At 52.9% G+C, this 22,838-nt stretch carries 20 protein-coding genes, 1 tRNA gene and 2 rRNA genes; 17 read left to right on the top strand and 6 right to left on the bottom strand.

Features of this window, described 5'->3' with window-relative positions:
• Nucleotides 1-16: 16 nt before the first annotated feature.
• Nucleotides 17-1,060 (bottom strand): rod shape-determining protein MreB, encoded by a 1,044-nt coding sequence (gene mreB / locus ACOT1A_RS11895; RefSeq protein ID WP_000913396.1) that lies wholly within the window; start codon nucleotides 1,058-1,060, stop codon nucleotides 17-19.
• 282 nt (nucleotides 1,061-1,342) lie between these two features.
• Complete coding sequence (gene csrD / locus ACOT1A_RS11890) at nucleotides 1,343-3,283, bottom strand: RNase E specificity factor CsrD (RefSeq protein ID WP_022649564.1); 1,941 nt, start codon at nucleotides 3,281-3,283, stop codon at nucleotides 1,343-1,345.
• A gap of 183 nt (nucleotides 3,284-3,466) precedes the next feature.
• Here csrD and ACOT1A_RS11885 point away from each other — a divergent pair, with 183 nt between their 5' ends.
• The 14 genes from ACOT1A_RS11885 to ACOT1A_RS11820 all read left to right on the top strand — a co-directional run bounded on the left by ACOT1A_RS11885 (nucleotide 3,467) and on the right by ACOT1A_RS11820 (nucleotide 16,395).
• Nucleotides 3,467-4,441: an MDR family oxidoreductase gene (locus tag ACOT1A_RS11885; RefSeq protein WP_045309167.1), complete on the top strand. Its 975-nt coding sequence runs from the start codon at nucleotides 3,467-3,469 to the stop codon at nucleotides 4,439-4,441.
• Nucleotides 4,442-4,518: 77 nt separating this feature from the next.
• Nucleotides 4,519-5,520: a protein-methionine-sulfoxide reductase catalytic subunit MsrP gene (gene msrP / locus ACOT1A_RS11880; protein WP_032626457.1), complete on the top strand. Its 1,002-nt coding sequence runs from the start codon at nucleotides 4,519-4,521 to the stop codon at nucleotides 5,518-5,520.
• Nucleotides 5,521-6,120 (top strand): protein-methionine-sulfoxide reductase heme-binding subunit MsrQ, encoded by a 600-nt coding sequence (gene msrQ / locus ACOT1A_RS11875; protein WP_023298745.1) that lies wholly within the window; start codon nucleotides 5,521-5,523, stop codon nucleotides 6,118-6,120. It abuts the gene before it with no gap.
• A 234-nt stretch (nucleotides 6,121-6,354) separates the two neighbouring features.
• Complete coding sequence (aroQ, locus tag ACOT1A_RS11870) at nucleotides 6,355-6,807, top strand: type II 3-dehydroquinate dehydratase (RefSeq protein ID WP_022649568.1); 453 nt, start codon at nucleotides 6,355-6,357, stop codon at nucleotides 6,805-6,807.
• Nucleotides 6,808-6,828: 21 nt separating this feature from the next.
• Entirely contained in the window at nucleotides 6,829-7,290 is a 462-nt protein-coding gene (gene accB, locus ACOT1A_RS11865; protein WP_010436174.1) for an acetyl-CoA carboxylase biotin carboxyl carrier protein, read from the top strand.
• Nucleotides 7,291-7,300: 10 nt separating this feature from the next.
• Entirely contained in the window at nucleotides 7,301-8,650 is a 1,350-nt protein-coding gene (gene accC, locus ACOT1A_RS11860; protein WP_003860388.1) for an acetyl-CoA carboxylase biotin carboxylase subunit, read from the top strand.
• Nucleotides 8,651-8,758: 108 nt separating this feature from the next.
• Entirely contained in the window at nucleotides 8,759-9,001 is a 243-nt protein-coding gene (locus tag ACOT1A_RS11855) for a YhdT family protein (RefSeq protein WP_022649569.1), read from the top strand.
• Nucleotides 8,991-10,442, top strand: coding sequence for a sodium/pantothenate symporter (gene panF / locus ACOT1A_RS11850; protein ID WP_276170384.1), 1,452 nt, complete (start codon nucleotides 8,991-8,993; stop codon nucleotides 10,440-10,442). Before ACOT1A_RS11855 ends, panF begins: the two co-directional genes overlap by 11 nt.
• 11 nt (nucleotides 10,443-10,453) lie before the next feature.
• A complete protein-coding gene (gene prmA / locus ACOT1A_RS11845; RefSeq protein ID WP_038416812.1) occupies nucleotides 10,454-11,335 on the top strand; it encodes a 50S ribosomal protein L11 methyltransferase in 882 nt (293 codons plus the stop codon).
• Between the two features lie 137 nt (nucleotides 11,336-11,472).
• Nucleotides 11,473-12,213 (top strand): carbonic anhydrase, encoded by a 741-nt coding sequence (locus tag ACOT1A_RS11840; RefSeq protein ID WP_058646882.1) that lies wholly within the window; start codon nucleotides 11,473-11,475, stop codon nucleotides 12,211-12,213.
• A 329-nt stretch (nucleotides 12,214-12,542) separates the two neighbouring features.
• On the top strand, nucleotides 12,543-13,508 hold the full coding sequence (gene dusB / locus ACOT1A_RS11835) for a tRNA dihydrouridine synthase DusB (protein WP_006812176.1): 966 nt from the start codon (nucleotides 12,543-12,545) through the stop codon (nucleotides 13,506-13,508).
• A 23-nt stretch (nucleotides 13,509-13,531) separates the two neighbouring features.
• Nucleotides 13,532-13,828 (top strand): DNA-binding transcriptional regulator Fis, encoded by a 297-nt coding sequence (gene fis / locus ACOT1A_RS11830; RefSeq protein WP_000462905.1) that lies wholly within the window; start codon nucleotides 13,532-13,534, stop codon nucleotides 13,826-13,828.
• A gap of 178 nt (nucleotides 13,829-14,006) precedes the next feature.
• On the top strand, nucleotides 14,007-14,171 hold the full coding sequence (locus ACOT1A_RS11825; RefSeq protein ID WP_003860373.1) for a DUF2556 family protein: 165 nt from the start codon (nucleotides 14,007-14,009) through the stop codon (nucleotides 14,169-14,171).
• Nucleotides 14,172-14,310: 139 nt separating this feature from the next.
• Nucleotides 14,311-16,395: a putative bifunctional diguanylate cyclase/phosphodiesterase gene (locus tag ACOT1A_RS11820; RefSeq protein ID WP_276170382.1), complete on the top strand. Its 2,085-nt coding sequence runs from the start codon at nucleotides 14,311-14,313 to the stop codon at nucleotides 16,393-16,395.
• On the opposite strand, the gene envR is transcribed toward ACOT1A_RS11820, so the two are convergent.
• Nucleotides 16,390-17,037 (bottom strand): acrEF/envCD operon transcriptional regulator, encoded by a 648-nt coding sequence (gene envR, locus ACOT1A_RS11815; RefSeq protein ID WP_022649574.1) that lies wholly within the window; start codon nucleotides 17,035-17,037, stop codon nucleotides 16,390-16,392. The genes ACOT1A_RS11820 and envR overlap by 6 nt on opposite strands.
• A 396-nt stretch (nucleotides 17,038-17,433) precedes the next feature.
• Between envR and ACOT1A_RS11810 the strand changes: the two genes are divergently transcribed.
• The 3 genes from ACOT1A_RS11810 to ACOT1A_RS11800 all read left to right on the top strand — a co-directional run bounded on the left by ACOT1A_RS11810 (nucleotide 17,434) and on the right by ACOT1A_RS11800 (nucleotide 22,167).
• Nucleotides 17,434-18,573, top strand: coding sequence for an efflux RND transporter periplasmic adaptor subunit (locus tag ACOT1A_RS11810; protein ID WP_038416815.1), 1,140 nt, complete (start codon nucleotides 17,434-17,436; stop codon nucleotides 18,571-18,573).
• 11 nt (nucleotides 18,574-18,584) lie between these two features.
• A complete protein-coding gene (locus tag ACOT1A_RS11805) occupies nucleotides 18,585-21,698 on the top strand; it encodes an efflux RND transporter permease subunit (RefSeq protein WP_276170381.1) in 3,114 nt (1,037 codons plus the stop codon).
• Nucleotides 21,699-21,945: 247 nt separating this feature from the next.
• Nucleotides 21,946-22,167, top strand: a complete 222-nt coding sequence (locus tag ACOT1A_RS11800) for a lipoprotein (RefSeq protein WP_003860364.1) — start codon at nucleotides 21,946-21,948, stop codon at nucleotides 22,165-22,167.
• A 347-nt stretch (nucleotides 22,168-22,514) separates the two neighbouring features.
• Here the strand turns inward: ACOT1A_RS11800 and rrf (ACOT1A_RS11795) are convergent.
• The 3 genes from rrf (ACOT1A_RS11795) to rrf (ACOT1A_RS11785) form a co-directional block, all read right to left on the bottom strand.
• Nucleotides 22,515-22,630: ribosomal RNA gene (gene rrf / locus ACOT1A_RS11795) — 5S ribosomal RNA — on the bottom strand.
• 43 nt (nucleotides 22,631-22,673) lie between these two features.
• Nucleotides 22,674-22,749 (bottom strand) — tRNA-Thr (locus ACOT1A_RS11790).
• Between the two features lie 14 nt (nucleotides 22,750-22,763).
• Nucleotides 22,764-22,838: ribosomal RNA gene (gene rrf / locus ACOT1A_RS11785) — 5S ribosomal RNA — on the bottom strand; the annotation flags it as partial.

Here is a 22,838-nt window from a genome sequence, read left to right as displayed (position 1 = left end):
ACCCTCTCACACCCGACTACTCTTCGCTAAACAAGTCGCCGCCGTGCATGTCGATCATTTCCAGCGCCTTGCCACCACCACGGGCGACGCAAGTCAGTGGATCTTCTGCAACTACGACAGGAATACCTGTCTCTTCCATTAACAGGCGGTCGAGGTTACGCAGCAGCGCACCACCACCGGTCAGAACCATACCGCGCTCGGAGATATCGGAGGCCAGCTCTGGCGGGCACTGTTCCAGCGCTACCATCACCGCGCTCACGATGCCGGTCAGCGGCTCCTGCAACGCTTCCAGGATTTCGTTGGAGTTCAGGGTGAATCCGCGTGGCACGCCTTCTGCCAGGTTACGACCGCGAACTTCGATCTCGCGAACTTCATCACCCGGATAGGCAGAACCGATTTCATGCTTGATGCGCTCTGCGGTCGCTTCACCGATCAGAGAGCCGTAGTTACGGCGAACGTAATTGATGATGGCTTCGTCGAAACGGTCGCCGCCGATACGCACGGAAGAGGAGTACACCACGCCGTTCAGGGAGATAACGGCCACTTCAGTGGTACCGCCACCGATATCCACCACCATAGAACCGGTTGCTTCAGAAACCGGCAGACCCGCACCAATTGCCGCAGCCATCGGTTCTTCAATCAGGAACACTTCACGCGCACCGGCACCCTGAGCGGATTCACGGATTGCACGGCGTTCAACCTGGGTTGCGCCAACCGGCACACACACCAGTACGCGCGGGCTTGGGCGCATGAAGCTGTTGCTGTGAACCTGCTTGATGAAGTGCTGAAGCATTTTTTCGGTCACGAAGAAGTCAGCAATAACGCCATCTTTCATTGGGCGGATCGCGGCAATGTTGCCCGGCGTACGGCCCAGCATCTGCTTCGCATCATGGCCTACTGCGGCCACGCTTTTTGGCGAGCCAGCACGATCCTGACGAATGGCCACAACGGAAGGCTCATTCAATACGATGCCTTGTCCTTTTACATAGATAAGGGTATTCGCGGTACCCAGGTCAATGGACAGGTCATTGGAAAACATGCCACGAAATTTTTTCAACATACTAAGGGATAATCCTGAAAGCTGGGGCGGAAAACAAAATCCGCTTACTTTACCAACCACACGCAGCAGCGACAAGGCGCAAAAATCGTCTGCTACGGTGAAAATTAGTGCAGCACGTTTCCTTTGTTACAAATTCATCCCCTGAATCCCTCAGGGCTGAGTAAACAGCAGCGTCCCTCACTTTCACTTGTAACCTATAAAAGGTCGTTCACTGGCTTTTATGCTCGTCTTACTCAAAGCTACAGGCGCGATATTCTACGTGAAAACAAAGTAAACGGCAGGTCAAACAGAGTATCTTTGCAAATATTTTTTCACATTGGTGTCAAGCGGCTGAGAGGCGGCAAAAAAATCCCCCTGACCGCCCGTCACGCCGCGCTCTGTCAACATCTGCCATTCACTGCGTGAACGTACGCCTGCGGCAAATACTTGCGTTTGCGTTCCTTTGCACGCCTCCACCAGGCTTTGTACCAGCAGTTGGTTTTCCGTGCGCTTTTCGATATTCCTTACCAGACCCGGATGCAGCTTCAATAATTCGACATCCAGCTCTTTGATCCAGCTGGTGCTGACCAGGGTAAGACCCGCCTGTGTTACCGCCACGCGAGCCCCAAGCGCATTGATTAAACGCACAACCGAGCGCAACCGGCTGATGTGTTGACCTACATCTGCCTCTGCAAGTTCAAAAATAATGCGTTTGCGTTGCGATTTTTCGCATTGCATTAACGTGTCACGTAACCAACGCTGAAAACGCGGACGGATCAGCGATTCGACGGTCACCTGTAAAGCCAGATTTTCTTCAGGCCAGTACGATAAAAACGGAATGAGGCGGGTGATTTGCTGGCGGTCATACTCTTCGGACAATCCGAATTGCAGCACCATCGGCAAATACTCTGCGGAGATAACCTCCTCGGTCCCATCAAAAATACGGCACATCAGCTCACGATGATGGACATGACCATTTTTTATGACCGCCGGTTTTTGATAGATGCGCGGTCCACCCCGGCTCAGCATCTGTTCAATCAGGGTTCGCCAGCGTACGTTGCCGCGCCCTTTTTCCGGTAGCGTATCATCATAGACCGCCCAGCCGTTCGCCCCCTGCAATACGGCGTTGCGCGTGGCCGCTTCTGCATGTTCCATCACCTGCTCCGTCGACTGACCGCCGCGCCAGGCACAGATGCCCATATGCACCATGTCGTCGCGGTCGAGCATTTTGCTCTGGGGTAGCGCATCGACGGCTTTCAACAGCTGGCTGGCGATACTCTCGGACTCCTTTAAGGTGCGATGCGGCAGCAAGACGGCAAAGTCGCTGCGGTGGTAGCGTGCCAGTAACGCGCCGGGGTAGCGCATAATAAAGGTGGACAGCAGGTTAATCAGCGTGAAGAGGTTCTCTTCCGCCACGCGCTGGCCCCAGGTATCACGGAGCAGATCGAAGTCGGGCAGGCGAATCATCATTACCACGCCATGCGTCCCCACCTTTTCGGGGTCATCAAGAAGCGTAGCCAGCTGATTATCAAAGAAGAGACGGTTGTTAAGGCCCGTTTTGTTATCCTGCGCGGCGTAGGAGCGAATCAACGTGTCCATACGGCTACGCTGATCGCTGGCAAACTGGATTTCGGAGAGCAGCACGTCCAGGGCGCTACTGGTACGTGATGGCCATTCATAAACCGATCCCCGTACCTGCGGACCCCGCTCGCCATTCAGTATTCGCACCGAGCGTGTTTCCAGCAGTTCCTGGCCGGAAAGTTGACGACGCTGCCAGCGAACGGCGAGGAAAATCAGCAGGACGATCAAGGCAACGGCGATGGTTAAGGGCGCGGTGGTCATGAGCGAGCGTAAATAGTTGCTCATCGGATCCTGGTACATCAGATGGATTGTCATACCCGGATGTTTAAGTGAGCGTACCGTTATGTCCCGATACTGATCTACCGTGCCGGCAGGACGGTAGCTGCCCTGACGGGTATGGCTGAAAACGGTCTGCTTCCCCTGTTTAATGTCGATCTGCACGATATCCACAGGCACCATTAACTCATCCAGTTCACGCGAAAGTGCCGGGAAGGAGGTTGTAATCAGGCGAGTGTCGATAACCGATGCAACCGATTCTACCCGGTTAACCAGCTTATCCTGGATGGCATTATAAAAGCTCAGCGAGCAGCCGATTAGCGTGACAAATATGGTCAGTCCCGTCAGCAAGGTGATAAAAGCTGAGAACTTCGTCGTTAATCGCATCCTTGAGATTACTCCGTGGGTTGAAGGGGTCGCAAGTGAGCGCTAACTTGCATTTCAAATGCGGCATACTACCAAACCTGGTGTATCTGGCAATTTATTGCGTTAAATCGGCACTGCGTTTCATTGAGCGAGTATAGTCTTCAGTACATATTTTCCCATCATCAATCCTAGTGAGGACCCTGTATGCAGGCTTTGATCTTAGAACAGCTGGACGGCAAAACCGTTGCCTCGGTGCAAGCCATTGACGAGAGCCGCCTGCCGGAGGGCGACGTGACCGTAGATATCGACTGGTCAAGCCTGAACTATAAAGATGCACTGGCCATTACGGGAAAAGGTAAAATCATCCGAAATTTCCCAATGGTGCCAGGCATCGACTTGGCTGGCCGCGTGCATACCAGTGAAGATCCGCGTTTTCACGCCGGACAGCAGGTGCTGCTCACCGGCTGGGGCGTAGGTGAAAACCACTGGGGAGGACTGGCAGCGCAGGCGCGCGTAAAAGGTGACTGGCTGGTCCCGATGCCGAAAGGCCTGGACGGCCGTAAGGCGATGATCGTCGGCACGGCAGGTTTCACCGCCATGCTCTGCGTGATGGCGCTGGAAGAGGCCGGGATCCGTCCTGACTCTGGCGAAATTGTCGTGACCGGCGCCAGCGGTGGCGTGGGCAGCACGGCCGTCACGCTGCTGCACAAGCTGGGGTACCAGGTCGCCGCCGTCTCTGGCCGCGAAAGTACGCATGATTATCTACGTCAGTTGGGCGCAAGCCGTATTCTGAGCCGCGACGAATTCGCCGAGACCCGTCCGCTGGAAAAACAGGTCTGGGCTGGCGCTGTAGATACCGTCGGCGACAAAGTGCTGGCGAAGGTACTGGCGCAAATGAATTACGGTGGCTGCGTGGCGGCCTGTGGTCTGGCGGGTGGTTTTGCCCTGCCGACGACGGTGATGCCATTTATTCTGCGTAACGTGCGTCTTCAGGGTGTCGATTCGGTCATGACCCCAGCCGAGCGGCGGGCTGAGGCCTGGGAACGTCTGGCGCGGGATCTGCCAGCCTCATTCTATGAGCAGAGCGCCACTGAGATTACCCTGAGCCAGGCGCCAGAGTACGCCAATAAAATCATGGACAACCAGTTCCACGGTCGTGCGCTGGTTAAAATCGCCTAATCTTCAAATTTTCGTGACATATTCGCGCTAACCCTCCTCCTCCGTCATGCTTAGAAAAACGCCTGACGGAGGATGCCATGAAAACCCGAAAACTGACGGAAGCCGACGTAACGTCCGAGTCTGTCTTTATGCTACAGCGTCGCCAGATCCTGAAAATGCTTGGCATCAGCGCCACTGCCCTGACGCTCACCCCTGCGGCCCACGCCGATCTGCTCGACTGGTTTAAGGGCAACGACCGCCCGAAAGCCCCCTCTGGCGCACCGCTTAACTTCACGAAACCGGCGCAGTGGCAGAATAAACTGACGTTGACGCCGGAAGATAAAGTCACCGGCTATAACAACTTCTATGAGTTTGGCCTCGATAAGGCCGATCCTGCCGCCAACGCCGGGAGCATGAAAACCGATCCCTGGACGCTGAAGATTGATGGCGAAGTGGCAAAGCCGCTGACGCTGGATCATCATGACCTCACCACCCGCTTCCCACTTGAAGAACGCATTTACCGTATGCGCTGTGTGGAAGCCTGGTCGATGGTGGTGCCGTGGGTAGGTTTCCCTTTGCATAAACTGCTGGCGCTGGTTGAGCCCACCAGCAACGCGAAGTATGTTTCCTTCCAGACGCGCTATGCCCCGGACGAGATGCCAGGCCAGAAGGATCGGTTTATCGGCGGCGGGCTGGAGTATCCCTACGTTGAAGGTTTACGTCTCGACGAAGCCATGCATCCGCTTACGCTGCTCACCGTCGGGGTTTACGGCAAAGCGCTGCCGCCGCAAAACGGGGCGCCCATTCGCCTGACCGTACCGTGGAAATACGGTTTCAAGGGCATCAAATCGATCGTCAGCATTAAGCTCACCCGTGAACGCCCACCCACCACCTGGAATCTCGCAGCGCCAGATGAGTATGGTTTTTTTGCCAACGTTAACCCGCACGTTGATCATCCACGCTGGTCGCAGGCGACGGAACGTTTTATCGGTTCCGGCGGCGCGCTGGATGTTAAACGCCAGCCAACGCTGCTGTTTAACGGCTATGCAGATGAGGTGGCATCCCTCTATCGTGGGCTGAATTTACGGGAGAACTTCTAAGTGCGTTTAACGGCAAAGCAGATAACCTGGCTGAAGGTACTCCTGCATTTAGCCGGATTGCTCCCCTTTATCTGGCTCTTTTGGGCAGCCAGCCAGGGACAGTTCAGTGCCGATCCGGCTAAAGATATTCAGCATTTTACGGGTCGGATGGCTCTGAAATTTTTGCTGGCGACCTTGCTCGTCTCACCGCTGGCGCGCTACGCTAAACAGCCATTGTTAATACGTACCCGTCGGCTTTTGGGGCTATGGTGTTTTGCCTGGGCGACGCTGCATCTCACCAGTTACGCCCTGCTGGAACTGGGCATTAACAACCTGGCACTCCTTGGCAGCGAAATGGTTACGCGTCCTTATCTGACGCTGGGTATCGTAAGCTGGCTGGTTTTACTGGCACTGACGCTGACATCCACGCAGTACGCGCAGCGAAAAATGGGACGGCGCTGGCAACTGCTGCACAACTTCGTCTATCTTGTCGCGATCCTCGCGCCCATCCATTACCTGTGGTCGGTGAAGATATTATCTCCTCAGCCGGTCATCTACGCCCTGCTGGCATTGGCCCTTTTAGCATGGCGTTACAAGAAGTTCCGCCAGTGGGTACGATAGTCCACGAAACTGTGCGTTTTCCCGCAGATTATTTATCAGCCGCGAATCTTTTTCGGATAGCGGTTGATAATCTTCCCTGATAAGACCAGTATTTAGCTGCCAAATGCTACGAAATCGTTATAATGTGCGACTTCGGTTTTCCGGACAGGGGTTTTTGGCCTCTGAAAGGGTGACAATTGCGTGTTGAGGGTATATGTTGTTTTTTACCCGAAAATCGCAGGAGATAGCGGCACAATGGCTGACAAATTCCAAATTTTAGTATTGAACGGACCGAACCTGAACATGCTCGGCACCCGTGAGCCAGAGAAGTACGGCACGCTGACATTGAGCGAAATTGTTAACCGTCTGGGTACGGAAGCAGCCTCGCTGAATGTGGATTTGGACCATTTTCAGTCAAACGCGGAGTACGCAATCATCGACCGTATTCATCAGGCTAAAGACACTGTGGACTATATCCTGATCAATCCGGCCGCGTTTACGCACACCAGTGTTGCTATACGCGACGCACTGCTCGCGGTGAGTATCCCGTTTATCGAGATCCATCTGAGTAACGTGCACGCCCGAGAGCCGTTCCGCCACCATTCCTACTTGTCAGATATCGCCGCTGGCGTGATATGTGGGCTGGGTGCAGACGGCTATTCATACGCTTTACAGACAGCGGTAAAACGCTTGTCACAATCACACTAAACAAGAGTACGGAACCCACTCATGGATATTCGTAAGATTAAAAAACTGATCGAGCTGGTTGAAGAATCAGGCATCTCCGAACTGGAAATTTCTGAAGGCGAAGAGTCTGTACGCATCAGCCGTGCAGCCCCAGCCGCTAGCTTCCCGGTAATGCAGCAAGCTTATGCTGCGCCAGTGCAGCAGCCTGCGCTCTCCGCAGCCGTTGCACCAGCAGCAGAAGCCGCACCTGCAGCAGCTGCAGAAATCAGTGGTCACATCGTACGTTCCCCAATGGTTGGTACTTTCTACCGCACCCCGAGCCCGGACGCGAAAGCGTTCATCGAAGTGGGTCAGAAAGTCAACGTAGGCGATACCCTGTGCATCGTTGAAGCCATGAAAATGATGAACCAGATCGAAGCAGACAAATCAGGTACTGTGAAAGCGATTCTGGTCGAAAGTGGTCAGCCGGTAGAATTTGACGAGCCGCTGGTCGTCATCGAGTAACGAGGCGAACATGCTGGATAAAATTGTTATCGCCAACCGTGGCGAGATTGCACTGCGTATTCTTCGTGCCTGTAAAGAACTGGGCATCAAGACCGTGGCCGTGCACTCAAGCGCGGATCGCGATTTAAAACACGTATTGCTGGCGGATGAGACGGTCTGTATCGGTCCGGCTCCGTCCGTAAAAAGCTATCTGAACATCCCGGCTATCATCAGCGCCGCCGAAATCACTGGCGCGGTCGCGATTCACCCGGGTTATGGTTTCCTCTCTGAGAACGCCAACTTTGCTGAGCAGGTTGAACGCTCTGGCTTTATCTTCATTGGCCCGAAAGCCGACACCATTCGCCTGATGGGTGACAAAGTGTCTGCCATCACCGCGATGAAAAAAGCCGGCGTGCCAACCGTACCGGGCTCTGACGGCCCGCTGACCGACGATATGGATGCTAACCGCGCCCATGCTAAACGCATTGGCTACCCGGTTATCATCAAGGCGTCTGGCGGCGGCGGCGGTCGCGGTATGCGCGTTGTACGCAGCGATGCTGAACTGGCGCAGTCCATCTCCATGACCAAAGCGGAAGCGAAAGCGGCTTTCAGCAATGACATGGTGTACATGGAAAAATACCTGGAAAACCCACGCCACATCGAAATTCAGGTGCTGGCTGACGGTCAGGGCAACGCGATCTATCTGGCTGAACGTGACTGCTCCATGCAGCGTCGTCACCAGAAAGTCGTCGAAGAAGCGCCAGCGCCGGGCATTACGCCGGAACTGCGTCGCTACATCGGTGAGCGTTGCGCCAAAGCGTGTGTCGATATCGGCTATCGCGGGGCGGGTACCTTTGAGTTCCTGTTCGAAAACGGCGAGTTCTACTTCATTGAGATGAACACCCGTATTCAGGTTGAACACCCGGTTACCGAAATGATCACCGGCGTTGACCTGATCAAAGAACAGCTGCGTATCGCAGCCGGTCAGCCGCTGTCCATCAAACAGGAAGAAGTTGTGGTTAAAGGCCATGCGGTAGAGTGCCGTATCAACGCCGAAGACCCGAACACCTTCCTGCCAAGCCCGGGTAAAATCACGCGTTTCCACGCGCCGGGTGGCTTTGGTGTGCGCTGGGAGTCCCATATTTACGCCGGTTACACCGTACCGCCGTATTATGACTCAATGATCGGTAAGCTGATCTGCTACGGCGAAAACCGTGACGTGGCCATTGCCCGCATGAAGAACGCCCTTCAGGAGCTGATCATCGACGGGATCAAAACCAACGTAGATCTCCAGATGCGCATCATGAGCGACGAGCACTTCCAGAATGGTGGTACTAACATCCACTACCTGGAGAAAAAACTCGGTCTGAACGAGAAGTAAGAGACCAGTGTTGCTAAAAGGCCGGATTATCCGGCCTTTTTTATTTCTGGGGATCGCAAAGCCCCATCATGTACAATCCCCGCTTTCTTCATCCACAAGGGACAAAAAATGGACAAACGTTTTGTTCAGGCCCATAAAGAAGCGCGCTGGGCGCTGTGGCTGACCCTTCTCTATCTCGCTGCATGGTTAGTAACTGCTTACTTACCTGATTCAGCGATTGGCATTACCGGCCTCCCGCACTGGTTTGAAATGGCCTGCCTGCTGCTGCCGCTGGTGTTTATTGTGCTGTGCTGGGCGATGGTGAAATTCATCTATCGCGATATCTCCCTGGAGGACGATGATGCAGCTTGAAGTCATTCTGCCGCTTGTCGCTTACCTGTTCCTGGTGTTTGGCCTGTCGGTTTATGCGATGCGTAAACGTTCGACCGGCACCTTTCTGAACGAGTATTTCCTCGGGAGCCGCTCAATGGGTGGCGTCGTGCTGGCCATGACGCTGACCGCTACTTACATCAGCGCCAGCTCGTTTATCGGTGGCCCGGGCGCCGCTTATAAGTACGGACTGGGCTGGGTACTGCTGGCCATGATCCAGCTGCCTGCCATCTGGCTCTCTCTGGGCATACTGGGTAAAAAGTTTGCCATTCTGGCCCGTCGCTACAATGCCGTGACGCTGAACGATATGCTGTTTGCCCGCTATCAGAGTCGCTTGCTGGTATGGCTGGCAAGCCTGAGTCTGCTGGTGGCGTTTATTGGTGCGATGACGGTGCAGTTTATCGGCGGCGCACGTCTGCTGGAAACGGCAGCCGGGATCCCCTACGAGACGGGTCTGGTCATTTTCGGTGTGAGTATCGCGCTGTACACCGCGTTTGGCGGGTTCCGTGCCAGCGTTCTGAACGATACGATGCAGGGAATGGTGATGCTCATTGGCACTCTCGTTCTGCTGGTGGGTATCGTGCATGCCGCAGGGGGCCTGAGCCATGCGGTTGAAACCCTGGAAGCGATCGATCCGAAACTGGTCTCGCCGCAGGGAGCGGATGACATCCTCTCTCCAACCTTTATGACCTCGTTCTGGGTGCTGGTGTGCTTTGGCGTGATTGGCCTGCCGCATACCGCCGTGCGCTGCATCTCATATAAAGACAGCAAAGCGGTACACAGCGGGATTATTATCGGGACAATTGTGGTGGCAATCCTGATGTTTGGTATGCACCTGGCGGGCGCGCTGGGACGCGCGGTGATCCCTGACCTTACCGTACCGGATCTGGTCATTCCAACCCTGATGGTGAAAGTACTTCCGCCGTTTGCCGCCGGAATTTTCCTCGCCGCACCCATGGCGGCCATTATGTCGACCATCAACGCTCAGTTGCTGCAAAGTTCCGCTACGATCATTAAAGATCTCTATCTGAATTTGCGCCCTGAACAGGTCGAAAATGAGCGACGCCTCAAGCGCATGTCGGCGGTGATTACCCTGGTGCTGGGGGCGTTGCTGCTGCTGGCCGCGTGGCGTCCACCGGAGATGATCATCTGGTTGAACCTGCTCGCCTTTGGCGGGCTGGAAGCCGTTTTCCTGTGGCCGCTGGTGCTGGGGCTGTACTGGGAACGCGCGAATGCCGCGGGTGCATTAAGCGGCATGATTGTCGGGGGCGTCCTGTATGCCGTTCTCGCCACGTTGAAAATTCAGTATCTTGGCTTTCACCCGATCGTGCCTTCGTTACTGTTAAGTTTACTGGCGTTTGTGGTGGGTAACCTTTTTGGCCGTCCCGTTCCACCCGCCACCCTGATTTCTACTGATAAATAAAGAGTTTTGCCATGCCGTGGATCCAATTGAAACTGAACACAACCGGCGCGAACGCCGAAGAACTGAGTGATGCGCTGATGGAGGCCGGTTCGGTCTCTATCACGTTCCAGGACACGCATGACACGCCGGTCTTTGAGCCGCTACCAGGCGAAACGCGCCTGTGGGGTGATACGGACGTTATCGGCCTGTTCGATGCAGAAACCGACATGAAAGAGGTCGTGGCGATTCTGGAAAACCATCCGCTGCTGGGCGCGGGTTTCGCGCATAAAATCGAACAGCTGGAAGACAAAGACTGGGAACGCGAGTGGATGGACAACTTCCATCCGATGCAGTTTGGTCAGCGTCTGTGGATCTGCCCAAGCTGGCGCGACGTTCCCGATGAAAATGCGGTCAACGTAATGCTGGATCCGGGTCTGGCGTTCGGCACCGGTACCCACCCGACCACCTCCCTGTGCCTGCAATGGCTGGATGGCTTGGATCTGGAAGGCAAAACCGTGATCGACTTCGGTTGCGGATCCGGGATCCTCGCTATCGCGGCGCTGAAACTGGGCGCGGCAAAAGCCATCGGGATCGACATCGATCCGCAGGCGATTCAGGCCAGCCGTGATAACGCCGAGCGTAATGGCGTTTCCGATCGCCTTGAACTGTATCTGCCCGATGCACAGCCAGAGGCCATGAAAGCCGATGTGGTGGTCGCGAATATCCTGGCTGGCCCGTTACGCGAGCTGGCGCCGTTAATCAGCGTGCTGCCGGTTGAAGGCGGTCTGCTGGGCCTGTCCGGTATCCTTGCCAGCCAGGCAGCCAGCGTCTGTGAAGCCTACGCCGATCTCTTTGCGCTCGACCCGGTTGTCGAGAAAGAAGAGTGGTGTCGCATCACCGGTCGTAAAAAATAAGCCTTTGGCGTGGTCGTCTGACCACGCCTTTTCCCTTCGGTTTTTTCTCCCCCCTTCATCCTTTCTTCGATAAAATAACCTCACAAATCATAATGTTAATCATTGATTTGGATAATAAAATTCACAGGAAGAATACGATGAAACACATTTCAGGCAAGGCAGCGCTGCTGGCGCTGAGCATGATTTCGGCTACGGCTTACGCATCACACTGGAGCTATCAGGGAGAAGGCGCACCGGAACACTGGGGCGAACTGGACGAGGCGTACAAGACGTGTAAAAGCGGAATGTATCAGTCGCCGGTCAACATAGACAACACGGTCAAAGCCCACATCTCTCCGCTGGAAACGCACTATATCGACGGCCCGGTCATTCTGACAAACAACGGCCATACTATCCAGGCGAGTGAAAATGCCGATACACGCGACAGCATCACGCTTGATAAACAGCGCTGGACGTTACAGCAGTTCCATTTCCATGCACCATCCGAAAACACGGTGCACGGTAAAAAATACGCAATGGAAATGCATCTGGTCCATAAAAACGCTGACGGCGAACTGACGGTCGTTGCCGTTATGTTCGATCAGGGCGCGGCAAACACTGAGCTGGATAAACTCTGGGGCGTGATGCCAGGACAGGTTGACCAGAACGTTACAATTAAGCCAACCCTCGATATGAATAAATTACTGCCTGCGGATAAAACCTACTGGCGTTTTAGCGGCTCCCTGACCACGCCACCGTGCTCAGAAGGGGTGACATGGTTGGTGCTCAAGCATCCGCTGACCGTCTCTGCTGAACAGCTGCAAAAATTCACTCACACTATGCACCACGAAAACAACCGCCCGGTTCAGCCGCTTCATGGCCGTCTGGTTGTTGAATAAGCCGATTTTTTGCGCTGATATCCTGTGCTGAAATGCGACGCAGAACGCAAAGAAGCGCCATAATCTGCTGCATATCGCAGCAGATTATCCCGGCCAATTGATTCATTTATTCAGAAATGATGAGAAGTTACGGGAAATTGTAAGCGCCCACAAAATGTTCATTTCTTCATAACACAATGATTTAAATAGCGAATAATCTTATCCGAAAAGAATGACTGGCGATTCCTTGATCTACAACAGAGGATTGTTCAAAGTTTGGCCTTTCATCTCGTGCAAAAAATGCGTAATATACGCCGCCTTGCAGTCACAGTATGGTCATTTCTTAACTCATGCGCATCGGACACCACCAGCTTAGAAATCGCCTGATCGCAGCCCCAATGGCAGGTATTACCGACCGGCCGTTCAGGACGCTGTGCTACGAGATGGGAGCAGGATTAACCGTTTCCGAGATGATGTCGTCTAACCCGCAGGTTTGGGAAAGCGACAAGTCCCGCCTTCGGATGGTGCACGTGGATGAGCCAGGTATCCGCACCGTGCAAATTGCCGGAAGCGTGCCTGAAGAGATGGCAGATGCCGCGCGTATTAACGTGGAAAGTGGTGCCCAGATTATTGATATCAATATGGGTTGCCCGGCCAAAAAGGTGAATCGCAAGCTTGCAGGTTCAGCCCTTCTGCAATACCCCGACCAGGTGAAGTCAATCCTGACGGCGGTTGTCAGCGCAGTGGACGTTCCTGTTACGTTGAAGATTCGCACGGGTTGGTCGCCGGAACACCGTAACTGTGTAGAGATTGCCCAACTGGCCGAAGACTGTGGCATTCAGGCCCTGACCATTCATGGACGCACTCGCGCCTGTTTGTTCAACGGTGAAGCTGAATACGACAGCATTCGGGCAGTTAAGCAGAAAGTTTCCATTCCGATTATCGCGAATGGCGACATAACTGACCCGCTTAAAGCCAGAGCTGTGCTCGACTATACGGGAGCTGATGCTCTGATGATAGGACGTGCCGCTCAGGGAAGACCCTGGATCTTTCGGGAAATCCAGCATTATCTGGACACTGGGGAGCTGCTTGCCCCGCTGCCTCTGGCAGAGGTTAAGCGCTTGCTTTGTTCGCATGTTCGGGAACTGCATGACCACTACGGCCAGGCAAAAGGGTACCGAATTGCGCGTAAACACGTATCCTGGTATCTCCAGGAGCACGCTCCAAATGACCAGTTTCGGCGCACATTCAACGCCATTGAGGATGCCAGCGAACAGCTGGAGGCGTTGGAGGCATACTTCGAAAATCTTGCGTAATGAAATAAAGAGCTGACAGAACTATGTTCGAACAACGCGTAAATTCTGACGTACTGACCGTTTCTACCGTTAACTCTCAGGATCAGGTGACTCAAAAGCCCCTGCGTGACTCGGTTAAACAGGCACTGAAGAACTATTTTGCTCAACTGAACGGTCAGGATGTTAATGACCTGTATGAGCTGGTACTGGCTGAAGTTGAACAGCCACTGTTGGACATGGTGATGCAATACACCCGTGGTAATCAAACCCGCGCTGCCCTGATGATGGGCATCAACCGTGGTACCCTGCGTAAGAAATTGAAAAAATACGGCATGAACTAATTTCGATTAGCTAACTGCTTGTTTAAAAAGGCGCTCTTCGGCATGGGGAAGCGCCTTTTTTATTGCCCGGATGAGCGACCGTCAACGCTTTGTAAACCTTCTCCTTCCCCACTTTTCAACGCCCGCTTTTCGTGTATATTTCCACCACCTTACAGGCTCTCTTTTCGCGGAATGACACATGATTCGTAAATACTGGTGGCTGGTCGTTTTTGCTGTCTCTGTTTTCATTTTCGATGCGCTGCTGATGCAGTGGATTGAACTGATGAGCACCGAAACCGATAAATGTCGCAATATGAATTCCGTGAACCCGCTAAAACTGGTCAACTGCTCAGAGCTGGACTAGCCTCTTCCATCCTGTACCCCTCTGTTATCACCCAATAAAAACAGGGGCTTAAATCACTTTTCGTCATTTCCTGACGATGATAATGTCTGTGCCCTTTCCAACCGCTCTTGCTTAACGTCTCACAACGAGTGAACAGACCATGCTGGTTAGCCAATACAACCAAATCCTCGTCGTCATCTCCTTTATTGTCGCCATTCTTGCCGCCTATACCGCGCTGAATATGGCTGCGCGCGTTGCCGGAAGCCAGGGCGTCGCTGCACGCGTCTGGCTGGCAGGTGGCGGTGTTTCGATGGGGATTGGCGTGTGGGCGATGCATTTCATCGGTATGCTGGCGATGGATCTTTCCATGAGCATGAGTTACAACGCGACCCTGACCGTGCTTTCGATGATTATCGCCATCAGCTCGTCAATGTTCGCCCTGTGGCTCGTTAGCGGCGAGCAGCTACATTTGCGCCGACTGCTGCCTGGCGCCGTCGTGATGGGTACAGGCATAGTTGCCATGCACTACACCGGTATGGCTGCCCTGGAGGTCACACCGGGTATTGTCTGGGATAAAACGTGGATGGCTATCTCTGTGGGCATAGCCCTTGCCGCTTCACTGGCCGCTCTTTGGCTGACGTTCCGTTTACGTCAGGAAGCTGCACGAATGGCGTTGATGCGTCTGGGGGCGGCGATCACCATGGGCATCGCTATCGCTGGCATGCATTACGCCGGCATGGAAGCAGCACAATTTCCGATGTCGACGATGGTCCATCATCATGGTATTAACGGGAGCTGGCTGGCGATACTGGTTAGCGTGGTCGCGCTCGCTATTCTGGGGATTACGCTGCTGGTATCGATGTTCGATGCCCGCCTTCAGGCTCGTACCTCGCTGCTGGCCTCATCACTGGCAGAAGCTAACCGTGAACTCGCTCAGCTGGCGTTGCATGATACGCTGACGCGCTTACCCAATCGTATTCTGCTTGAGGATCGCCTCGATCAGGCCATCAGCAAGGCCGATCGCGAAGGAAGCCCTTTCGCGCTGATGTTTATGGATCTTGATGGCTTTAAAACCGTCAACGATGCCTATGGTCATGATGTCGGTGACAATCTTCTGGTTGCGGTGACTCAGCGTTTGCTGTTGCAGTTGAAAGGTCAGTACACGCTGGCGCGTATCGGTGGGGATGAATTCGTCCTGCTGGCCGAAACCACTACCCCGGATGATGCTGCCTCACTGGCAAATTCACTGGTACGCGTCATTGATAGCCCGTTCCATCTCGATCCTTACGAACTGATGGTCACCCTGAGCATTGGCATTGCGCTCTATCCACACGATGGCAAAACCGATCGTGAACTGATGTTTAACGCTGATGCTGCGATGTACCACACGAAACATATGGGTCGCAACGGTTATCACTTCTTTCAGCCGTCAATGAATACGCTGGCGCAGACGCATCTACAGCTGATGAATGATCTGTGGCAGGCCATCGACCGTGATGAGTTACGCCTGCTTTATCAACCTAAATTCCATGCCCCTGCCGGGCCGGTCATCGGATTCGAAGCGCTGTTACGCTGGCAGCATCCCAAACAGGGATTACTGCCCCCCGACCTGTTTCTACCGCTTGCAGAGAAAACCGGGCTGATTATTCCAATTGGAAACTGGGTAATCGACGAGGCCTGCCGCCAGCTTCGAGAATGGCACCTTCAGGGCCACACGGACTGGTCAATGGCGGTGAATCTTTCTACGTTGCAGTTCGAACAGCCGTCGCTGATTAAAACGGTTCTCGATTGTCTGACGCGCCATAGCGTACCGCCCGGCATGTTGATCCTGGAGGTGACTGAAACCACGGCGATGAGCAATCCGAACGAAAGCGTTCGTGTCCTGACAGCGCTGACGGATGCGGGCGTAAAAGCCTCGATAGACGATTTTGGTACAGGTTATTCAAGCCTTCTTTATCTTAAGCGACTCCCTGCCTGCGAGTTGAAAATCGATCGTGCTTTTGTAAAAGAGTTAAGTGGAGAGAGTGAAGATGCGACGATCGTCTCGGCGATTATCGCCCTGGCAAAAACGCTGAATCTGAAGGTCGTGGCAGAAGGGGTCGAAACCGCAGCGCAGCAGACCTTTCTGACAGAACTGGGATGCAATACGCTACAGGGTTATCTGCTGGGCAAACCGATTACCGCGCAGGCTATTATGGAACAGTGCCAGCACGGGGAGATGTCTCCATCCCGTATGCAATCATGAGGCTGTATCGTAGAACACTGGCGCCACTCGAGTGATATTTAGTGTCGCAAGAATATTATCCACCAGCGCCGGCGCCTGTTTGTACAGATTAAAACTGTTGCTATCCATTAACCAGTTTTTAATGACTCCGCTAAAAAATGCGTGGAAAACAATCAGCGCCAGTTCAATATTAGTTTGGGAAGAAATAATGCTACGCGCAACGCATTGTCTCAACGTCCTGCGAAGATAAGTATCGTTTAAACCGATCCGCTTGCGTATTTCACATTCTGAAATCACATCGTCATGAAATTCACACTTATGATACAGAATTTGTAAAAGAGCATACTGACGTGGCTCGCTCGCAATATATTGCAGCGCGACAATAAACTGTTCACGAAGCATTAACAAAGGGTCATCTTTTTCAGAAAGTATTAACCTGTCACGAATCATTTCACGCAGCGGCAATTGCTGTTCCCAGATGGCGTTAAATATTTCCGCTTTACTCGAAAAATGCCAGTAAACCGCCCCGCGAGTAAGTTGAGCAGCATCGGCGATGTCGGTAAGCGTGGTATTAGCCACGCCACGTGTCGCGAATAGCCCGATAGCGGCTTCAATCAGCTGCTGCCGGGTCTTTTGAGCCTCTTCTTTCTTTTTACGCGCCATAGCCTGCTACTCATTACTTATACGGTTGATACGACATCAAACGTTATTAAAGGGTCGTGTAAGTCAAAGTATTCACCATAACCCGTTTTAGTTTTGCACAAAAAAAGTCAATTCATTTAATTTATAATTCATACGAATAAATTGAGCGAATCAAATTCATTAAATAAATAGTTTGTATTTACTCATAAGTATTCCGTTGATTATCCTGAAAGAAGTCGGATTTCGAATACACTGGTTCAGAATCTGATTTTGCTTTTTATTGCCTCCATCAGCACTTATAAATTAAAAAACCTTGAATACCCTCATTATTATACGCAGCTACATTTCTTTTTTTGCCTCACACCCTTTCACCGACTTATGGCATATATCGGTTCAAGGGTAGTTTAAGGAACAGTAATGACGAATCACTTCAGACGCTTACCCTTATCCGGTTTCATTGTCTGTGCTGCACTGCTCGCCGGGTGCGATGGACAAGAAAACCCACAGCAGCATGGGCAAGCTCCTCAGGTCAGTGTTCATATTGTCAAAAGCGCGCCACTGGCCGTAACGACGGAATTGCCAGGCAGAACTGACGCTTATCGTGTAGCGGAGGTTCGTCCCCAGGTAAGTGGTATCATTCTGCACCGTAATTTTACCGAAGGCAGCGACGTCAAAGCGGGTGAATCACTTTATCAGATCGATCCGGCCACCTATCAGGCAGCCTACGACAATGCGAAAGGTGAACTGGTAAAAGCGCAGGCGGCGGCAAACATAGCCCATCTGACGGTAAAACGTTACCTTCCGCTGGTCGGTACGCAATATGTGAGCAAGCAGGAGTATGATCAGGCGGTGGCAACCGCCCAGCAGGCGGATGCAAGCGTCGTTGCCGCGAAAGCTGGCGTTGAAAACGCGCGGATCAATCTTGCTTATACGAAAGTCACATCGCCAATCAACGGGCGCATTGGCAAATCCAGCGTCACTGAAGGGGCGTTAGTCACTAATGGTCAGTCAAACGCACTGGCGACAGTTCAGCAGCTCGATCCCATTTATGTCGATGTAACGCAATCCAGCAGCGATTTTATGCGTCTGAAGCAGCAGACGAGCCTGCAAAAGGGAGACACCAGCAGCGTTGAGTTGCTGATGGAAAATGGCCAGCCTTATCCGCTGAAAGGAACGCTCCAGTTCTCTGATGTCACGGTAGATGAAAGTACCGGCTCAATCACCCTTCGCGCTCTCTTCCCTAACCCTCAGCATATGCTGTTACCGGGTATGTTTGTCCGTGCACGCATTGACGAAGGCACACAGCCTGATGCCATCCTTGTTCCCCAGCAGGGGGTAACCCGTACACCTCGCGGTGATGCAACCGTGCTTGTGGTAAACGATAAAAACCAGGTGGAATCTCGCACTGTCGTTGCACCGCAGGCGATTGGCGATCGGTGGTTGATCACGGAAGGTCTGAAAAATGGCGACCGCGTCATTATCAGCGGCCTGCAAAAAGTTCGCCCTGGCGTCACCGCCGTGGCTATTCCTGATACCGCCGCGACTCCAGCCAGTTAAGGGATAACGAGATGGCTAATTTCTTTATTCAACGGCCTGTTTTCGCCTGGGTGCTCTCCATCATTCTGATGATTGCGGGCGGGCTGGCCATTTTAAAACTGCCGGTGGCGCAATATCCAACCATTGCGCCGCCAGCAGTTGCGGTGACAGCGACCTACCCTGGCGCTGATGCCCAGACTGTCCAGGATACCGTGACGCAGGTTATCGAACAGAACATGAACGGAATCGACAATCTGATGTACATGTCGTCCACCAGTGATTCTGCCGGTAACGTCACCATCACCCTGACGTTCGAGTCGGGTACGGATCCTGATATCGCGCAGGTGCAGGTTCAGAACAAACTCCAGCTCGCTATGCCGCTGCTACCGCAAGAAGTACAGCAACAGGGGATCGGCGTGGAAAAATCCAGCAGCAGCTTCCTGCTGGTCGCGGGATTTGTGTCGGATAATAAAAACCTCACTCAGGATAATATCTCCGACTATGTCGCTTCTAACGTAAAAGATGCGATCAGCCGTACTTCCGGCGTCGGTGATGTGCAGCTGTTCGGTGCGCAGTATGCAATGCGCATCTGGCTGGACAGCAACGCGATGAATAAATATCAGCTCACGCCGTTGGATGTCATTAACCAACTGAAAACGCAGAACGACCAGATTGCTGCGGGCCAGTTGGGAGGAACGCCGTCCGTACCAGGGCAGCAACTGAACGCCTCAATTATTGCTCAAACGCGCCTGAAATCGCCGGAGGAGTTTGGCCGTGTGACGCTGAAGGTGAACCAGGACGGTTCAATGGTCCACCTGAAAGATGTGGCCCGCATTGAGCTGGGTGGCGAAAACTACAACATGGTCACCAAAATCAATGGCCAGGCAGCAACGGGGCTCGGGATCAAGCTGGCGACTGGCGCAAACGCGCTGGATACCGCTGCCGCCATTAAGAGTAAACTGGCGCAGTTGCAGCCCTTCTTCCCTCAGGGCCTGAAAGTCGTTTATCCGTACGACACCACACCTTTCGTGAAGATCTCAATCCATGAAGTGGTGAAGACGCTGTTTGAAGCGATCGTTCTCGTGTTCCTGGTGATGTACTTGTTCCTGCAAAACCTGCGGGCGACCCTTATTCCGACTATTGCCGTGCCCGTGGTGCTACTGGGTACCTTTGCGGTACTGGCTGCGTTTGGTTTCTCCATTAACACCCTGACGATGTTCGGGATGGTATTGGCGATAGGTTTGCTCGTCGATGATGCCATCGTGGTGGTTGAGAACGTAGAACGCGTCATGGTTGAGGACAAGCTGCCGCCAAAAGAGGCGACCCAGAAGTCGATGGAGCAAATCCAGGGCGCTCTGGTGGGCATTGCCATGGTGCTTTCAGCGGTGTTTATTCCGATGGCATTTTTTGGAGGTTCAACCGGGGCTATCTATCGCCAGTTCTCGCTGACCATTGTCTCCGCGATGGCCTTATCGGTGCTGGTGGCGTTGATATTAACGCCTGCTTTATGTGCAACGCTGCTCAAACCGGTTTCCAGCGACCATCATGAAAAGAAAGGTGGATTCTTCGGCTGGTTTAACGCGCTTTTTGATAAGAGCGTGGAGCACTACAGCAACAGCGTGAGCGGCATTTTACGTAAGACCGGACGCTATCTGCTGGTTTACGTCATCATCGTCGGCGGCATGGCAGTACTGTTCCTGCGCCTGCCTTCCTCCTTCCTGCCGGAAGAGGATCAGGGGGTGTTTATGACGATGGTTCAGCTGCCGGCAGGGGCGACGCAGATGCGTACCCAGCAGGTACTCGATCAGGTTCAGGACTATTATCTGACGAAAGAGAAAGCGAACGTTGAATCGGTCTTTACCGTAAACGGATTTAGCTTTAGCGGGCAGGGGCAGAACTCCGGTATCGCTTTCGTCAGCCTGAAGCCATGGGAAGAACGCCCGGGCAAGGAAAACGGCGTTGAGGCGATTGTCAGCCGCGCAACGAAAGCGTTTAGCCAGATCAAAGATGGTCTTGTATTTCCGTTTAACCTCCCTGCCATTATTGAACTGGGTACCGCAACAGGCTTTGACTTTGAACTGATTGACCAGGCAAACCTGGGACATACGCAGCTCACGCAGGCACGTAACCAACTGCTTGGCATGGTAAGGGAACATCCTGACTTACTGGTCCGCGTGCGTCCTAACGGACTGGAAGATACGCCACAGTACAAACTGGATGTCGACCAGGAGAAGGCCCAGGCGCTGGGTGTGAGCATATCTGATGTCAATCAGACCATCTCAACAGCATTGGGTGGCACTTATGTGAACGACTTTATCGATCATGGACGCGTGAAAAAAGTTTATGTCCAGGCTGATGCTCGCTTCCGTATGTTACCAGGAGATATTAACGACCTGTATGTGCGTAGTGCTAACGGCGAAATGGTGCCTTTCTCTGCCTTTAGCAGCTCTCACTGGGTGTACGGCTCACCTCGTCTGGAACGTTACAATGGGATGCCATCAATGGAGATCCTCGGTGAGTCTGCGCCAGGCAAAAGTACCGGTGAGGCAATGGAGATGATGGAAAGCCTTGCGTCGAAACTGCCTTCCGGAATTGGCTACGACTGGACGGGGATGTCTTATCAGGAACGTCTTTCCGGAAATCAGGCTCCAGCACTGTATGCCATTTCACTGATTGTGGTGTTCCTGTGTCTGGCGGCTCTCTATGAAAGCTGGTCAATTCCATTCTCGGTCATGCTGGTTGTGCCCCTGGGGGTGATCGGCGCGCTTCTGGCTGCATCAATACGTGGGCTGAACAATGACGTTTACTTCCAGGTTGGTCTGCTTACGACAATTGGTTTATCAGCCAAAAACGCCATACTGATCGTTGAGTTCGCCAAGGATCTTATGGATAAAGAAGGCAAAGGGATTATTGAAGCCACGCTGGAAGCCTCACGTATGCGTCTGCGCCCTATCCTGATGACCTCTCTGGCATTTATCCTTGGTGTTATGCCTCTGGTCATCAGTAGTGGCGCAGGTAGTGGGGCACAAAACGCTGTCGGGACGGGCGTGATGGGCGGGATGCTGTCAGCCACTCTGCTGGCCATTTTCTTTGTTCCTGTTTTCTTCGTTGTTGTCCGGAGACGGTTTACAAAGCATAAGGATTAATGAAAATCATAAAGGCACCTCTGGTGCCTTTTTTATTTCCTGTCAGCATTCTAATAAAAAGACATCTCTTCACATTTCCTCCATAAATAATCAACGCCCCTCTTTTTTCTCCATGATTTTTACAATCCACACAATTTGAGATTATTCCCCGTGCAGTATGGTATTAGTGCGGTGGTAAAATAATCATCAATTCGTAAATTGCCGCATCGGTTCTTAAGCGAATAAGCGATCATATTGAGGTAACATCATGAAAAGATTCCTTTCCGTTGCACTTCTCGCTGCGCTGCTTGCTGGTTGCGCGCACGACTCTCCCTGTGTACCGGTATACGACGATCAGGGGCGACTGGTTCACACCAATACCTGTATGAAGGGGACTACCCAGGATAACTGGGAAACAGCAGGTGCGATTGCCGGTGGCGCCGCAGCAATAGCTGGCCTGACTCTCGGTATTGTCGCCCTGACTAAATAATACTTTTAAAAGCGCGGCCATCGCCGCGCTTTTATTTTATCTAATCAAAGGGATGTATATTTCCCCTCTCAGATATCATCAGATAACTTTTAGATTCAGTATCCTGTTTTTTTTATAGCCCTATTTCCTTACCTATACAACCTCAGTCTGAATCACTGAATTGATTTAACGCTGCTGCGAGTAAGCATTATGCATTCCGTGAATTCATTTATAGCTGGGTTAAGACGCTTTAATACGTCAGTAAGGTATTAACGGCACTCGTTGGAATATCTGATAAGTAAATTGGTTTAGCTGAGGGCATAACGCAAAAAGGCCATCCTTTCGGATGGCCTTTCTACTTGTTTGATGTCTGGCAGTTCCCTACTCTCACATGGGGAGACCCCACACTACCATCGGCGCTACGGCGTTTCACTTCTGAGTTCGGCATGGGGTCAGGTGGGACCACCGCGCTAAAGCCGCCAGACAAATTCTTTTACTTCTTGCCGAACTTTAACCTAAGTATAAAGTGGTGCTGATACCCAGAGTCGAACTGGGGACCTCACCCTTACCAAGGGTGCGCTCTACCAACTGAGCCATATCAGCACGCTAAATTTGATGCCTGGCAGTTCCCTACTCTCACATGGGGAGACCCCACACTACCATCGGCGCTACGGCGTTTCACTTCTGAGTTC

The organism is Enterobacter cloacae complex sp. SYL003, from assembly GCF_049236925.1.
In the GTDB taxonomy this organism is placed as follows: Bacteria; Pseudomonadota; Gammaproteobacteria; order Enterobacterales; family Enterobacteriaceae; genus Enterobacter; species Enterobacter intestinihominis.
Note: the sequence above shows the minus strand (reverse complement) of the source record. Positions and strands in the feature narration are given on the sequence as shown.

Excerpts from the sequence above, each read along its gene's own strand:
- mreB (WP_000913396.1), bottom strand. The coding sequence starts at position 1,060 with ATGTTGAAAAAATTTCGTGGCATGTTTTCCAATGACCTGTCCATTGAC.
- csrD (WP_022649564.1), bottom strand. The coding sequence starts at position 3,283 with ATGCGATTAACGACGAAGTTCTCAGCTTTTATCACCTTGCTGACGGGA.
- ACOT1A_RS11885 (WP_045309167.1), top strand. The coding sequence starts at position 3,467 with ATGCAGGCTTTGATCTTAGAACAGCTGGACGGCAAAACCGTTGCCTCG.
- msrP (WP_032626457.1), top strand. The coding sequence starts at position 4,519 with ATGAAAACCCGAAAACTGACGGAAGCCGACGTAACGTCCGAGTCTGTC.
- aroQ (WP_022649568.1), top strand. The coding sequence starts at position 6,355 with ATGGCTGACAAATTCCAAATTTTAGTATTGAACGGACCGAACCTGAAC.
- accB (WP_010436174.1), top strand. The coding sequence starts at position 6,829 with ATGGATATTCGTAAGATTAAAAAACTGATCGAGCTGGTTGAAGAATCA.
- accC (WP_003860388.1), top strand. The coding sequence starts at position 7,301 with ATGCTGGATAAAATTGTTATCGCCAACCGTGGCGAGATTGCACTGCGT.
- ACOT1A_RS11855 (WP_022649569.1), top strand. The coding sequence starts at position 8,759 with ATGGACAAACGTTTTGTTCAGGCCCATAAAGAAGCGCGCTGGGCGCTG.
- panF (WP_276170384.1), top strand. The coding sequence starts at position 8,991 with ATGCAGCTTGAAGTCATTCTGCCGCTTGTCGCTTACCTGTTCCTGGTG.
- prmA (WP_038416812.1), top strand. The coding sequence starts at position 10,454 with ATGCCGTGGATCCAATTGAAACTGAACACAACCGGCGCGAACGCCGAA.
- ACOT1A_RS11840 (WP_058646882.1), top strand. The coding sequence starts at position 11,473 with ATGAAACACATTTCAGGCAAGGCAGCGCTGCTGGCGCTGAGCATGATT.
- dusB (WP_006812176.1), top strand. The coding sequence starts at position 12,543 with ATGCGCATCGGACACCACCAGCTTAGAAATCGCCTGATCGCAGCCCCA.
- fis (WP_000462905.1), top strand. The coding sequence starts at position 13,532 with ATGTTCGAACAACGCGTAAATTCTGACGTACTGACCGTTTCTACCGTT.
- ACOT1A_RS11825 (WP_003860373.1), top strand. The coding sequence starts at position 14,007 with ATGATTCGTAAATACTGGTGGCTGGTCGTTTTTGCTGTCTCTGTTTTC.
- ACOT1A_RS11820 (WP_276170382.1), top strand. The coding sequence starts at position 14,311 with ATGCTGGTTAGCCAATACAACCAAATCCTCGTCGTCATCTCCTTTATT.
- envR (WP_022649574.1), bottom strand. The coding sequence starts at position 17,037 with ATGGCGCGTAAAAAGAAAGAAGAGGCTCAAAAGACCCGGCAGCAGCTG.
- ACOT1A_RS11810 (WP_038416815.1), top strand. The coding sequence starts at position 17,434 with ATGACGAATCACTTCAGACGCTTACCCTTATCCGGTTTCATTGTCTGT.
- ACOT1A_RS11805 (WP_276170381.1), top strand. The coding sequence starts at position 18,585 with ATGGCTAATTTCTTTATTCAACGGCCTGTTTTCGCCTGGGTGCTCTCC.
- ACOT1A_RS11800 (WP_003860364.1), top strand. The coding sequence starts at position 21,946 with ATGAAAAGATTCCTTTCCGTTGCACTTCTCGCTGCGCTGCTTGCTGGT.